14 protein-coding genes are annotated in these 13325 nt (G+C 68.4%); 4 read left to right on the top strand and 10 right to left on the bottom strand.

Going from position 1 to position 13325, the window contains the following annotated elements:
• The first annotated feature begins 71 nt into the window (after positions 1-71).
• Positions 72-1184 carry a branched-chain amino acid aminotransferase gene (locus QQZ11_RS05630; RefSeq protein WP_342395061.1) on the top strand — a complete coding sequence of 371 codons (1113 nt, stop codon included), beginning with the start codon at positions 72-74 and terminating at the stop codon, positions 1182-1184.
• Here the strand turns inward: QQZ11_RS05630 and QQZ11_RS05625 are convergent.
• The 10 genes from QQZ11_RS05625 to QQZ11_RS05580 form a co-directional block, all read right to left on the bottom strand.
• Positions 1174-2391 (bottom strand): glycosyl hydrolase family 28-related protein, encoded by a 1218-nt coding sequence (locus QQZ11_RS05625; protein ID WP_284549182.1) that lies wholly within the window; start codon positions 2389-2391, stop codon positions 1174-1176. The two genes, QQZ11_RS05630 and QQZ11_RS05625, sit on opposite strands and share 11 nt — an antisense overlap.
• Positions 2391-2621: a DUF5302 domain-containing protein gene (locus tag QQZ11_RS05620; RefSeq protein WP_284549180.1), complete on the bottom strand. Its 231-nt coding sequence runs from the start codon at positions 2619-2621 to the stop codon at positions 2391-2393. The genes QQZ11_RS05625 and QQZ11_RS05620 overlap by 1 nt, the downstream gene beginning before the upstream one ends.
• A gap of 42 nt (positions 2622-2663) precedes the next feature.
• A complete protein-coding gene (locus QQZ11_RS05615; RefSeq protein ID WP_284549179.1) occupies positions 2664-3215 on the bottom strand; it encodes an AAA family ATPase in 552 nt (183 codons plus the stop codon).
• Positions 3216-3252: 37 nt separating this feature from the next.
• Positions 3253-3558: a DUF3349 domain-containing protein gene (locus tag QQZ11_RS05610; protein WP_022908809.1), complete on the bottom strand. Its 306-nt coding sequence runs from the start codon at positions 3556-3558 to the stop codon at positions 3253-3255.
• Positions 3555-3836, bottom strand: coding sequence for a hypothetical protein (locus QQZ11_RS05605; RefSeq protein WP_051139589.1), 282 nt, complete (start codon positions 3834-3836; stop codon positions 3555-3557). The genes QQZ11_RS05610 and QQZ11_RS05605 overlap by 4 nt, the downstream gene beginning before the upstream one ends.
• Positions 3833-5074 (bottom strand): inorganic phosphate transporter, encoded by a 1242-nt coding sequence (locus tag QQZ11_RS05600; protein ID WP_022908811.1) that lies wholly within the window; start codon positions 5072-5074, stop codon positions 3833-3835. The genes QQZ11_RS05605 and QQZ11_RS05600 overlap by 4 nt, the downstream gene beginning before the upstream one ends.
• Positions 5075-5282: 208 nt before the next feature.
• Entirely contained in the window at positions 5283-6233 is a 951-nt protein-coding gene (locus QQZ11_RS05595; RefSeq protein ID WP_022908812.1) for a sugar phosphate isomerase/epimerase family protein, read from the bottom strand.
• Positions 6234-6254: 21 nt separating this feature from the next.
• Positions 6255-7346 (bottom strand): Gfo/Idh/MocA family protein, encoded by a 1092-nt coding sequence (locus QQZ11_RS05590; protein ID WP_022908813.1) that lies wholly within the window; start codon positions 7344-7346, stop codon positions 6255-6257.
• A 123-nt stretch (positions 7347-7469) separates the two neighbouring features.
• A complete protein-coding gene (locus QQZ11_RS05585; RefSeq protein ID WP_284549177.1) occupies positions 7470-8225 on the bottom strand; it encodes a sugar phosphate isomerase/epimerase family protein in 756 nt (251 codons plus the stop codon).
• A gap of 110 nt (positions 8226-8335) precedes the next feature.
• A complete protein-coding gene (locus QQZ11_RS05580) occupies positions 8336-9598 on the bottom strand; it encodes a CapA family protein (RefSeq protein ID WP_284549175.1) in 1263 nt (420 codons plus the stop codon).
• A 176-nt stretch (positions 9599-9774) separates the two neighbouring features.
• On the opposite strand from QQZ11_RS05580, the gene QQZ11_RS05575 reads away from it, so the two are divergent.
• From QQZ11_RS05575 to mtnN, 3 genes are all read left to right on the top strand, one after another.
• Positions 9775-12000, top strand: a complete 2226-nt coding sequence (locus QQZ11_RS05575; protein ID WP_284550173.1) for a 6-phosphofructokinase — start codon at positions 9775-9777, stop codon at positions 11998-12000.
• A gap of 24 nt (positions 12001-12024) precedes the next feature.
• Complete coding sequence (locus QQZ11_RS05570) at positions 12025-12498, top strand: S-ribosylhomocysteine lyase (RefSeq protein ID WP_022908817.1); 474 nt, start codon at positions 12025-12027, stop codon at positions 12496-12498.
• Positions 12499-12629: 131 nt separating this feature from the next.
• Positions 12630-13301, top strand: a complete 672-nt coding sequence (gene mtnN, locus QQZ11_RS05565; RefSeq protein ID WP_284549174.1) for a 5'-methylthioadenosine/S-adenosylhomocysteine nucleosidase — start codon at positions 12630-12632, stop codon at positions 13299-13301.
• The last annotated feature ends 24 nt before the right edge of the window (positions 13302-13325 follow it).

Raw genomic sequence — 13325 nt, 5'->3', positions numbered from 1 at the left:
CCTTGGACGGCGGGGCGGCGCAAGATGACATCCCAGCGGTGCGACCATCGTCCGAACCACCACTCCACCCCGTGAGCCGCTGGCATACGCTGACCGACATGAGCCCCTTCGCCGTCGCCGAGCACCCCAGCCCCACCTCCCCCGAGGTGCGAGCAGACATTCTGGCGGCGCCGACCTTCGGGCAGCACTTCACCGACCACATGACCGTGGCCCAGTGGGATTCCGACCAGGGCTGGCACGACCAGGCCATCGTTCCCCAGGGGCCGCTGCAGCTGCACCCGTCCACGGCCGCGTTGCACTACGGCCAGGAGATCTTCGAGGGTCTCAAGGCCTACCGTCACGATGACGGGTCGGTGTGGATGTTCCGTCCCGAGATGAACGCGCGCCGCTTCCAGCGGTCGGCGGAGCGGTTGGCCATGCCGGCGCTGCCCGTCGAGGACTTCCTCACCTCGCTGCAGTTGCTGGTCGACCTCGACCGGGACTGGGTCCCGTCCCCCGAGGGTGAGCAGAACCTCTACCTTCGTCCGTTCATGTTCGGCACCGAGCACCTCATCGGCGTGCGCGCCTCGCACAGCTACACCTACTGCGTGCTGGCCACCCCCGCGGGTGCCTACTACTCCCAGCCGCTCAAGCTGTGGGTCACACCCAACTACTCGCGGGCGGCAGTCGGTGGCACCGGCGCCGCCAAGTGCGGAGGCAACTACGCTGCCAGCCTGAAGGCCGCCGACGAGGCCGGCGAGCACGGCTGCGGTCAGGTGCTCTGGCTCGACGGTGCGGAACATCGTTGGGTCGAGGAGTGCGGCACCATGAACATCATGTTCGTCACCTCCGATGGCGAACTGCTCACCCCTGCCACCAACGGCAACATCCTGGAGGGCGTGACCCGCGACTCCCTGCTGCAACTGGCCCCCGACCACGGTCTGCGACCGGTGGAGCGTGCCATCGAGTTCACCGAGGTGCAGCGTCGGCTGCTCGACGGCACCATCACCGAGGTCTTCGCCTGCGGCACGGCAGCCGTGGTCACTCCCATCACCGGGTTCCGCACTCCCGACGGTGGTGCCGACCTCACCGTGGCGGACGGCCAGGTCGGCCCGCTGACAGCCGCCATCCGCCAGCACCTGCTCGACATCCAGTACGGACGCGCCGCCGACCAGCACGGTTGGCTGGTGAAGGTCAGCGACTGACCAGTCGCCGCAGCGTCCGCAGAGTTCTCGACCGAAGCGGACGAAGCCGCTCGCGCACCCGACGCCCTGCCTCGACGGCTCGTGACCCCATCGAGCGGGTGAGTGGTGGGGGCACCACGGTGCTGCCGCCGGGCTCGGACGTGCCGGGCGCCAGGTAGCTCGCGTTTCCCTTGTACTCGACCTGGTTCCACTGGTCACCGCTGATGGTGGCCCGCACCCCGGAACCGTCTGCCCAGCGGTAGGCCAGTTGGTGGAGTCCCGACCGGGGTGGGTTGCCTCCCTTGAAGGTGTTGCCCAACGCCACGATGCTCGCCGTGGTGGCGGCGCCATCGGCATCGATCCACACCCGTTGGTTGGTGAGGTAGACGTAACACCCCAGCGCCGTCACGGTCGAGGAGCGGGTCCCGCTCAGCTGCACCCCCACGGCCCCCCTGACAGGGTCGAGCTCGGGGTGGGGAGGGTTCGACTCGAAGTAGACCGAGTGCAGGTGGATGGAGTCATGGTGGGCGGCCTTGATGCCCACGCTGTAGGCCTCGATGGCGCCCCCGAAGATCTTCACGTCAACGTTGTCGGCGAGGCTCAGCCCGATGCCGGCACGATCGTCGGGATCGACGCAGTTGATCCGCGGCGCGATCAGGGTGAGGTTGTAGGCACGCTCCACGCGCACCCCGACCCGGTTGCGATAGAGGCGCAGCCCGGTGAAGTGGCCGTACCAGAGGTCGAGGCACTCCAGGGCGAGGTCGAAACGCTGCAGGCTGACGTGCTCGAGGACCACCCTGCCGTGGACGACCATGCCGGTGCCCGAGCCGGAGCCCTCGATGCGCAGCTGCTTGAAGGTGGTGTTGTAGCGAGCATCGATGGCCGGGCCGTCGCTCACCCGGGTCAGCAGCGTGTTCGGGACGGGATCGCTGTCAGTCGACGTGTCGGCGATGCCGACACCCTGCCACTGCTGGTCGGGAGGTACCACCACGGTGCGGGTCAGCAGGAAACGGCCTCTTCCGAACAGGACGATGCCGTGGCTGCCCGCGGCGCGGCTGGCTGCCTGGATGGCGTCGGTGTCATCGGTCACCCCGTCGCCGACGGCGCCGTAGCGCCTGACGTCGTGCAGCACCCCGCCGCGGGTCTCGAGTTCGTCAAGCCTGGCCGACAGGCGCTGCAGTTCGGCGCGCAGGTCGTCCTGGCCGGGCGCCGGGTCGGCGTCAGCCATCAGCCGCCGGACTTGCGGCGGAAGACCCGCTTGCCGCCGGCCTGGCCATGCGGGCCACCGGCAACCTTCTGGTCACCCTGAGGTCCGGCGGCAGCCGAGGCGTGGTTGGACCGGTTCTTCTTCTCCAGCGCCAGCCGCATGGCTTCCTTGGGGTCGACCGGCGACGCCGTCTCGTCCCCGGGGTTGCTGCTGGTCGGCTGGTCGCTGCTCGTGGGCCTGTCGCTGCTCATGGCCCCACTGTGGCACAGACCCGCCCGGGGCAGGGTGGCTTTTCAGCTCAGGTCGAGCCGAGGCAGAGAGGGCCACCGCCACGCTGCCCAGGCGGCCCACGTCTCGTGTCCGGCCGGGGGATCGGGAATCGGGGCGTAGGCCAACTCGTCGGCACTGGGTGGGATGCAGGCCGCGAGATAACGGTCCTGGTCGGCAGCGCTCATCGGGAAGGTCTCGTGGGGCACCTCGAGCCAGCGCGCGTCGCAGCGGGCGCGGCGAACCTCCTCGTCCACCCACAGGTGGTGCAGCCGGAAGTCGGCCCCGGCCAGTCCGGCCAGGTCACGGATGGCCCATCTCTCCTCGGGTGACCAGCAGCCGAAGTCGAGGATCACCGACAGTCCCCCGCGCAGGGCCTGGAATCCGGTCCAGATCAGGCGTCCTTCGAGCACGTCACGCTTGCCGTCGACATCGGAGACACCGAACAGCGGCTGCATCCACTCGTCGGGGGTCAGCCTCAGCGCGCCCGTCCGGGTGGCCAGGTCGCGCGCCAAGGTGGTCTTGCCGCTGCCGGGCAGTCCGACGGTCAGGTGGAGGGTGACGGGCTCGCTGGTCATCGGTGACATGCTGCCACTCCCCGTGACAGGTTCGCGATCAGTTCTCCGGATGGCCGAAGTCCATCAGCGGCCAGCCGCCGATGGCCAGGTGCGACGCCACCCGGTGCACGTCATCGTCCGATGGCTGCTCGAGCACCACTCGCTGCACCATCCCGCGGATCTGTTCGGGGGTGACGGGCAGCACGCGTTCCTCGACGAGTCGCTGGGCGACGGCGTCGACCTCGGCCGGGGTGAGCCTGCGTCGCAGCACCTCCATCAGCGGCATCACGTCCTGGGCGGGCACGCCCTGGGGGTACCCAGCCGTCAGCCACCCGAGGATGCGGGTGATGACGTTGTCGGTCACAGCTGCGCCATGATCTGCTTGCCTGCCACGATGAAGGCGATGCCCAAGACGACGGCCACCAGCACGACGCCGAAGCACAGGGTGCTGAGCACCCGGCCCGACATCGACATGGTGCCCGTCTCGACGTGCCCGTCGGCGCTCACCGTGCGGCCCAGGGTGGTGGCTCGCATGCCCAGCGCGAAGATCGCCGGGACACCGGCTCCGAGCACGAGCGCGACGGCCATCACGGTGGCCAGGTTCCGGGCCATGGCGGCCACGTCGAACTGCATGAGCGTCATGCCAACACCTTCGCTTCGCTCGGGGCCCCACCGGCCAGTTGCGTGGCGGGGCCGGTCAGGCCACCGAGGGGACGAGCCGTAGGCACCAGGCCTCCGTCCCACTCGTCGTTCACGTTGTCGTGGTGGATCGGGTTGCGGCGGGCGCGGCGCAGGATCAGTAGTGAGGCGGCCACGAGCAGCACCACGACGGCAGCCTCACCTCCCAGACCGGGGACCAGTCGCACGAGCAGCTCGCAGAGGCCCCCCACCAACGCGGCAGCCGGCAGGGTGATCAGCCAGGCCACCACCATGCGTCCGGCCACCGACCAGCGCACGACAGCTCCGGACTTGCCGACTCCGGTGCCCAGGATCGAGCCCGTCGCGACATGGGTGGTCGACAGCGACATGCCGGCGTGGGACGAGGACAGGATGATCGCCGCCGAGGCGGTCTCTGCCGCCATGCCCTGGGGTGAGTCGATCTCGACCAGTCCCTTGCCGAGGGTGCGGATGACCCGCCAGCCGCCCGACCAGGTGCCAGCGGCGATGGCGACGGCGCACAGCACCTTGACCCACCACGGAATGCCCTGGGCGACGGTCCACTGACCCGAGGCGATCAGCGCGAGGGTGATCACACCCATCGTCTTCTGAGCGTCATTGGTGCCGTGCGCGAGCGAGACCAGGGAGGCGGAGCCGATCTGACCCCACCGGAAGCCGCGGGAGCGGGTGTGGTCGGGCACCTTCGCGGCGATCCGGTAGACCAGCCAGGTGCCGACCGCTGCCACCACTCCGGCGACCAGCGGCGCTGCGATCGCGGGGATGGCGACCTTCTCGAGAATGCCCTCCCACTTCACGGCCGAGGTGCCCAGACCGGCGATGGTGGCACCGATGAGTCCGCCGAACAGCGCATGGGAGGACGAGGAGGGAATTCCCAGGAGCCACGTGATCAGGTTCCAGAGCACGCCGCCGACGAGCCCGGCGAGTACGACGCCCAGCAGCACGGTGTGGTCGATCGCGAGTGGTGCGCCGGTGGGGTCCTGGATCTTGATGACGTCCTTGGTGACGGTGAGTGCCACCTGGATCGACAGGAACGCCCCGACCAGGTTGAGCACGGCCGACAGGCCGACAGCCGTGCGTGGCTTGAGCGCCCCGGTGGCGATGGAGGTGGCCATCGCGTTGGCGGTGTCATGGAAGCCGTTGGTGAAGTCGAAAGCCAGGGCGACGACGATCACCGCCCCCAGGATGATGAGAACTTCGGTCACACCAAAATGGTGCGCCCGCCGCGCCCGCGCCACCAAACCGCTGGGAAGCAATCCGGGGGGTTGTTTGCCCAGTGTTCATCTTGGGCGCAGCGATCTGTGACCAAGATCACCACCGTGGCGACGTCCGAGCCCAGCGTGGGGGCCACCAGAACAGCAGAGGGCCCCGCCGGACGGATCCGGCGGGGCCCTGCTGGACGAACGGTCGGCCTCAGGCGAGGTGCGACAGATTCGGTTCGATCGACCCGATCAGCGGACGAAGGTGGTTGTAGGCAATCCGCAACCCCTCGATGTTCTTCTCGGGGTCACCTCCCCACAGCGGGTCCTCGTGCTCGACCGAGAGGGTGCCGGTGTAGCCGACCTCGTAGAGCTTGTCGACGACCTTGGCCCAGTCGACGGTGCCACGGCCGGGGATCCGGTAGCGCCACCAGCCCATGTACCAAGGGTTGCCGCCCTTGTTGATGGTGCCGTAGAAGCCCATCTCGTTCCGCTTGCGCGGGAACAGTTCGAGGTCCTTGGCCTGGGCGTGCACGATGTACTCGGCGAAGGGCTCGATGGTCTCGACGGGGTCGATGCCGATCCACGTGAGGTGGCTCGGGTCCCAGTTGAGGAACAACCCCAACTCCTTGCACATCCACTCCCACAGTTCCGGGGAGTAGGCGATGTTTCCGGGGTAACCGTCGGGGTGCCAACCCTCCATCACGCAGTTCTCGATGACGACCTTGACGCCCTTCTCGCCAGCGTGGTCGGTGATCTCGGGGAAGACCCGCTCCGCCTCCCGCTGGTTCTCGTTGATCGACTTGGCCATGTCACGTCCGATGAAGGTGCCCGCGGTGGGCACCTCCAGGGCCGCGGCCATGTCGATCACCTTCTTGAAGTGTTCACGGATCTGGCCGCGCCGCTCGAGGTCACCGTTGAGGTTGTTCTCGTAGTAGGCCAGCGAGGTGATCTCGAGGCCCGTGCGCTCGCGGATGGCGTTGACCCGCTCGACCTCGGCATCGAGGTTCGAGACGTCGATGTGCGAGGCCTCGAAGTCGCGAGTGGCGGGGCCACCGGGCCAACAGGCCACCTCGAGAGTCTGGTAGCCCTGTTCGACCGCGTAGTCGGCGATCTGTTCGAGCGACCACGACGGCAGACAGGCCGTCAGGAATCCCAACTTCATGTGCGTGCCTTTCCCGATCCGTCAGAAGTTGACCGGCTGGCCCGACTTGGCCGAGGCGTAGATGGCCTCCAGGATCTGGGTCACGACCAGCGCCTGCTCGGGCTTGACCACCAGTTCGCTCTCGCCCTTGACGGCACCGTAGAAGGCCTTGGCCTCGTTGGTGGCGTCGTTCGCGGCGCCTGCTCCGGGGGAGAAGAACCGCGAGGTGTCCGACTTGGTGAGCACGGTGCGGCCGGCCACGACATTGTTGATGGTGGCCTGGTAGGCACCACCGTCGTGGTCGAGTTCGACGCCACCCTTGGTGCCGGCGAGGGTGACCGCGGCCTCACGCGAGTGCGCGAAGTTGATCGCCCAGGCCGCCTCGAGGAAGATCATGGCGCCGTTCTTCATCTTCACGTAGCCGAAGGCTGAGTCCTCGGTCGAGAAGTTGTCCTGCGGGAAGTCCGAACCGGCCTCGCCGTAGGGGATGTCGGCGATCTTGTGGAAGACCGACCCGTTGACCGACTCGACCTCGTAGTTGTCCATCAGCCACAGCGACAGGTCGAGGGCGTGGGTGCCGATGTCGATCAGCGGGCCACCGCCCTGCTTCTCGACATCGGTGAAGACGCCCCAGGTGGGCACGCCACGGCGGCGGATGGCGTGGGCCTTGCCGACGTAGATGTCACCGAGCAGGCCGTCGTCGACAGCCTTGCGGGCCATCTGCACGTCGTCGCGGTAGCGGTTCTGGTAGCCGATCGACAAGATCTTGCCGGTCTTCTTGGCGGTGTCGACCATCTGCTTGGCCTCGGCCGAAGAGATGGCCATGGGCTTCTCGCACAGCACGTGCTTGCCGGCCTCGAGGGCGGCACAGGTGATCTCGGCGTGGCTGACGTTCCAGGTGCAGACGTGGATCACGTCGATGGTCTCGTCGGCCACCACCTGCTTCCAGTCGTTGGTGGTGTAGCTGCCCTCGACGCCGTACTGCGCGATGTACTCGTCGCACTTCTCCTGCTCGAAGTCGCAGAAGGCGATGATGTCGACGTCGTCGGAGACCGACGCCAGGCCGGGCAGGTGCTTGCCTCGCGCGATGAAGCCGAGGCCGATGATCCCGACGCGGATCTTCTTGTCACTCATGAATGTCCTTATTGAGGGTGTGTTGACGGAACGTGTGTTGACGAAAGGTTTGGTGCTGGAGGGGGTGGTGGTGCGTGGGTGGGGCGGAGCGCTGCCGGTCCCGGGGGTGCTGGGACCGAACTCTCAGCGGTTCTGCAGGTAGGCGATCGACGCGACGACCTCGTCGAGGATGTCACCGTCGGTCTTGTCGAACTCGACCACCCAGGTCTTGTTCTCGGTCGCACCCAGCAGGGTGTCGAGGTCCATGCTGCCCTGTCCGAGCACCACGTTGGCGGGCTGCTCGTCGTGCTTCTCCCTCGAGAACTCGCGGGTGACGGGGGCGGGGCCGTCCTTGATGTGCAGGTGGGTGACGCGGTCACCCAGACGCTGCACCAGTTCGACCGGGTCGAGACCGGCCACCGAGACCCAGTAGGTGTCGATCTCGAGCACCACCTCGGGGTCGAGCAGGCTGACGAAGTAGTCGTAGGAGTTGACGCCGTCGAAGTCGGTGAAGAACTCGAAGTGGTGGTTGTGGTAGCCGACCTTGAGTCCCTCGGGGGCTGCCTTGCGGGCGGCCTCGTTGAGCTGGGTGGCCAGCTCCTGGATGCCTTCCTTGGTCGTCCACTTCTGGGGATCGAAGAAGGGCTGCACCAGCGTGGTGCCACCGACCTCCTTGAGGGCGGCGACCGAGTTGTCGAAGTCGCCCAGCAGGTCGGTGTGGGTGGTGGTCACCTTCAGTCCGCGCTTGGCGAGGGCGGCGGGCAGCCACTCCCGGAACTGGGTGATGCCGAAGGGCTCGACCTCGGTGATACCGGTGCCGGCCACGACATCGAGGGCGTGCTCGGCGTCGCGCTCGAGCTCCTCGCGGATGGTGTAAAGCTGCAGGGACAGATTGCTCATGGGTTCCACTCTTCCTTGACTGGATTCCTCCGCGCAGGAGGACGACGATGTTTCCTGACTCCATTCAAACAGAGTGGCCATTCAGTTTGTAGCGGGTCCAGCGTAAACGGTCAACCCTCGCTCAGCCCCTCGTCCCCACCCATGGAATGGACGGCCTGGCGGGTCCGCTGGAGGGCCACCTGCAGCCGCGCCCGGTCGCCCGTACCGCTGGCCAGGCTCGGGACGACGGGGAGGATCCGGACGGGATGGCCGGGGCTGTAGTGGGTGACCAGCGTCGGTATGTACTCGGCCCTCGACACCTCGAACCCACCCCCGGAACGCTCGGCCACCGTGAACCGCACCGTGATCCCCTCGTAGCCCCTGGGCACGTCGGTCAGGTGCTGGGCGACCAGGTTGCCCATGCCGTAGACCACCCAGGTGTGGTTGACCCTGGTGATGGGCTGCACCACGTGCACGTGCTCGCCCACGACCAGGTCGACATCGGACGACGCCGTCAGTCTGCGCACCAGTTCACGTTGCGCCTGGTTGGGGGCGGTCTGGTACTCGTCCCCACCGTGCATCGACACGACGACGAAGTCGGCCCCCGCCTGCCGGGCGCGGTGGGCCTGCGCGAGCAGGTTGTCGGCGTCCCACATCGACAGTGACCACTCCCGACCCTTCGGCAGCGGGATGCCGTTGGTGGCGTAGGTGCCCGAGACCAGGCCGATCCGCACTCCCTGCCGGGTGGTGAGGATCACCGGGGTGGCCCGGGCCGCTGCCGTGGGGAACGTGCCGACGGGTTGCACCCCGTGCTGGCGCAGCAGCTCATAGGTGTCCTTCAGACCGCTGAACCCCTGGTCGATGGAATGGTTCGAGGCCGTGGTGCAGGCGTCCCACCCCATGGTCGGGATCCACGCGGCGATCTGCCGAGGGGCGCGGAAGGTCGGGTAGCCGACGGGCGCCTGGCCGGGCTTGGCGAACGGCACCTCCTCGTGGCAGACGGCGAGGTCGGCCGACGAGATCACGGGCTTCATGGCCGCGAACATCGGGTCGAAGTCGTAGGTGTCGCCCTTGCCGGTGCGGCGATGGTCGTCGGCGGCGGAGAGCCACACGGAGTCGTGCCACAGCAGGTCGCCGGAGAACACCAGGGTGGCGGTGCGGTGCTGGGCGGTGGTCGACCCGGTGGGGCTCGCCGCCGGGGCGGTCGGCCGTGGGGACCGCTCGCCGACGGTCGTGCCTGCCGTCGACGGCCTTGTCGTCGCCGAACTCGGGCCGTCCAGCGGGATCCGCGCGCAGCCTGTGACGGCCAGCGCCCCGACCATGGCCGCGGCCAACCAACGACGGCTCCCGCGTGTCATCTCGTCGCTCTCCTCCCCGTCAGTGTTCGGGACCATCCTCGACCCCTCGTCCCTCACACGCCCCGGAGGCCCCACCGGTTGCCCGACTCGACGGCAACTTCTGGCCCACCCTCGGCCCGGACGACGGCGACTGCGACACTGGGGGCGTGCCAGCGACACCAGCCCTGCCTTCCGCCGACGCCGCTCCGCTCGCGGATGCCCCAGCCCGCGCCGTGGCCGCCAGCGGGTCGGTCCCCCGGCTGGGCATCCTGACCTCCGGAGGCGATGCCCAGGGCATGAACGCGGCCGTCAGGGCCGTCGTCCGCACCGCGCTCTCGATGGGCGCCGAGGCCTTCGCCATCTACGAGGGCTACCAAGGCATGATCGAAGGCGGCGACGGGATCAAGCAGTTCAGCTGGGACGACGTCGGCTCGGTGTTGCACCGCGGTGGCACCGTCATCGGCACCTTTCGCAGTCTCGACTTCAAGGAGCGTTGGGGACGCAAGAAGGCCGCCGCGAACCTGGTCGACCGCGGGATCGACCGGCTGATCGTGATCGGCGGTGACGGGTCCCTGTCGGGCCTCGACCTGTTCTCACGCGAGTGGCCGGGCCTGCTCGACGAACTGGTCGCCGAGGGGCGCATCAGCCAGACCAGCGCCGACGCCCACCCCGCCCTGATGATCGCCGGACTGGTCGGTTCCATCGACAACGACCTGGTCGGGACCGAGACCACCATCGGCGCCGACAGCGCCCTGCACCGCATCATCGACGCGCTCGACGCGCTCTCGTCCACCTCGGCCAGCCACCAGCGCCGCTTCGTGGTCGAGGTGATGGGACGACACTGCGGCTACCTGGCGCTGATGTCGGCGATCGCCGGCGGGTGCGACTGGGTGTTCGTACCCGAGAACCCGCCCGCCGACGGGTGGGAGGACAGGATGGCGGCCGCCCTCAGCCGTGGCCGAGCCCAAGGTCGCCGCGAGTCGATGGTGATCGTGGCCGAGGGCGCCCAGGATCGGCACGGGACCCCGATCACGGCCCGTCTGGTGGCCGATGTCATCAAGGACAAACTCGACGAGGACGCCCGGATCACCATCCTGGGGCACGTGCAGCGGGGCGGTCGTCCCAGTGCCTACGACCGGTGGGCCTCCACCTGGCTGGGGTACAAGGCCGTGCACCAGGTTCTCGCCGCCCAGCCGGGGGATGCGGGCACCGTGCTCGGCATCCGCGGCAACAGGGTGGCCGCCTTCGACCTGGTCGAGGCGGTCGAGCGCACCCGGCAGGTGCCGGTGCGCATCCAGGAGCAGGACTTCGAGGGGGCCATGCAACTGCGAGGGGGCTCCTTCCACGAGATGGCCGACATCTTCGACGAGTTGAACAATCCTGAGCACGTCGAGTCGTCCTCCCCCGACACCCAGCGGATCGCGGTCCTGCACGCCGGTGGACTGGCGCCCGGCATGAACACCGCCGCCGAGGCGGCGGTGCGGTTGGGCCTGAGTCGGGGATTCAGCGTGCTGGGGGTCCGCAACGGCTTCGACGGGCTGCGAGACGGCGACCTCACCGAACTCGGCTGGGGCGACGTCGAGGGCTGGATGGGCGAGGGCGGGGCCAACCTGGGCACCAAGCGCGACGTGCCCGAGATCGAGCACCTCTACTCCATCTCACGGGCCATTGAGGAGAACCGGATCTCGGCCCTTCTGGTGGTCGGCGGCTTCAATGCCTACGAAGGGGCCTGGCTGCTCAACCACGAACGCGACCGCTACCCCGCCTTCAACCTGCCCATCGTGTGCGTGCCCGCCAGCATCGACAACAACCTGCCGGGCTCGGAACTCTCGGTCGGCGCGGACACCGCCCTGAACGCCATCACCGAGTCGATCGACCGCATCAAGCAGTCCGGTACGGCGACGAAACGTTGCTTCGTGATCGAGACCATGGGACGCCAGTGCGGCTACCTGGCCGCCATCGGCGGACTGGCCGGCGGTGCGGAGCGGATCTACCTGCACGAGGAAGGCATCACCCTCGACGACCTGGTCACCGATCTGGAGTGGATGCGTGACTCCTTCGCGACCGGACGACGCCTGTTCCTGGCGGTGCGGAGCGAGGGCGCCAATGACCACTACACCACCGACTTCCTCGCCCGACTGTTCGACGAGGGGGGTGGCGACCTCTTCGACGTGCGCCAGTCCATCCTCGGTCACCTGCAGCAGGGCGGGAACCCGACCCCCTTCGACCGACTCCTGGCGGTCAGGCTGGTGAGCCGGGCGCTCAATGTCATCGGCGGACAGTTCGCGTCCGGGAAGCACGACGGTCTCTACGTCGGCCTCACAGCTTCCGGGATCGAGACCGGCAACCTGGCCCACTTCCACGAAGTGATGGACATGAAGCACCGGCGCCCACTGGAGCAGTGGTGGCTGGAACTGGGGCCGATCGTGCAGGCGACCGCGCACGGGCCGGGAGCGTAGAACCCTCGGACTAGGGTGGGCGTCATGACCCAGAAGATGAACGTCGAGAGCTTCAACCTCGACCATCGCACCGTGGCGGCGCCCTACGTCCGCGTGGCCGACACCAAGCAATTGCCCGGCGGTGACGTGCTCACCAAGTACGACGTGCGCTTCACCCAGCCCAACCAGTCGCACCTGGAGATGCCGACGGTGCACTCACTCGAGCACACCATCGCCGAGAAGATCCGCGACCACGTCGACAACGTGATCGACGTGTCGCCGATGGGCTGCCAGACGGGCTTCTACGTGCTCGTGGTGAACCAGGAGTCGCTCGGCGGATTCGAGGGATTCCTGACGACGCTCGAGCAGGCCCTCAACGACGTCGTCAACGCCACCGAGGTGCCCGCCGCCAATGAGGTGCAGTGCGGATGGGCCGCCTCGCACACCCTCGAAGGTGCACAGGCCGCTGCGCGGGAATTCCTGGGCAAGCGCGACGAGTGGGCCCGGGTCACCGCGTGAGTTCCTCCCCCCTCCCGGAGAACCCCGTCCACTCGAATCCCGGCCACTCGAATCCCGGCCACTCGAATCCAGGCCACTCGAACCCCGCCCGGTCGACGACAGCAGACCGGACGAGGGTCCGCGCCGTCATCGTGGCAGCCATGGAGTCGGAGTTCGCGCCCCTCCTGGCCCGTGGTGAGGTGACCGGCGACGCGGTGGAGGTCGGCGGCGCCCGGTTGCAGCCGGCCCGCCTGGCCGAGTCCGAGGTGCTGCTGGTCAGGTCGGGCATCGGTCTGGTCAACGCGGCCCTCGCCACCACCGCCGCGCTGCTGCGCCTGTCCGGGGAAGGACTCGAACCCGGCCTGGTCGTCTCGGTGGGGTCAGCCGGCGGGTTCGCCGGGGCCGTCTCGGTGGGTCAGGTGGCCGTCGGCAGCGAACATCGCCACCACCAGGCCGACGCGGTCGCCTTCGGTTACGTGCTGGGACAGGTGCCGGGCATGCCGGAGCACTTCCCTGCCGACCCCTCGGCCCTGGCCGCCGTGGCCGGGCTGGACGGGGTGGTCGTCGGACCCCACGCCTCGGCCGACGTGTTCGTGGCCGGTCCGCTGATCGAGAAGGTACTGGCTGACTTCCCCGGAACGGTCGCCGTCGAGATGGAGGCCACCGCCATCGCCCAGGTGGCGCACTCGTTCGGCATCGGTTTCGTCTCGGTGCGCGGTATCTCCGACCTGTGCGGGGTCGACGCAGCCGCCGACCATGCGGCCACGGTCGATCGGGTGAGCGCTGCGGCCGCCGAGGTGGTCCTGCGCATCCTGTCGTCCTGATCACCCGTTCCCGAACACCCGTTG

Source organism: Aestuariimicrobium sp. T2.26MG-19.2B, assembly GCF_950101875.1.
Lineage (GTDB): Bacteria > Actinomycetota > Actinomycetes > Propionibacteriales > Propionibacteriaceae > Aestuariimicrobium > Aestuariimicrobium kwangyangense.
Note: the sequence above shows the minus strand (reverse complement) of the source record. Positions and strands in the feature narration are given on the sequence as shown.

Excerpts from the sequence above, each read along its gene's own strand:
- QQZ11_RS05625 (WP_284549182.1), bottom strand. The coding sequence starts at position 2,391 with ATGGCTGACGCCGACCCGGCGCCCGGCCAGGACGACCTGCGCGCCGAA.
- QQZ11_RS05620 (WP_284549180.1), bottom strand. The coding sequence starts at position 2,621 with ATGAGCAGCGACAGGCCCACGAGCAGCGACCAGCCGACCAGCAGCAAC.
- QQZ11_RS05615 (WP_284549179.1), bottom strand. The coding sequence starts at position 3,215 with ATGACCAGCGAGCCCGTCACCCTCCACCTGACCGTCGGACTGCCCGGC.
- QQZ11_RS05605 (WP_051139589.1), bottom strand. The coding sequence starts at position 3,836 with ATGACGCTCATGCAGTTCGACGTGGCCGCCATGGCCCGGAACCTGGCC.
- QQZ11_RS05595 (WP_022908812.1), bottom strand. The coding sequence starts at position 6,233 with ATGAAGTTGGGATTCCTGACGGCCTGTCTGCCGTCGTGGTCGCTCGAA.
- QQZ11_RS05590 (WP_022908813.1), bottom strand. The coding sequence starts at position 7,346 with ATGAGTGACAAGAAGATCCGCGTCGGGATCATCGGCCTCGGCTTCATC.
- QQZ11_RS05585 (WP_284549177.1), bottom strand. The coding sequence starts at position 8,225 with ATGAGCAATCTGTCCCTGCAGCTTTACACCATCCGCGAGGAGCTCGAG.
- QQZ11_RS05580 (WP_284549175.1), bottom strand. The coding sequence starts at position 9,598 with ATGGTCCCGAACACTGACGGGGAGGAGAGCGACGAGATGACACGCGGG.
- QQZ11_RS05570 (WP_022908817.1), top strand. The coding sequence starts at position 12,025 with ATGACCCAGAAGATGAACGTCGAGAGCTTCAACCTCGACCATCGCACC.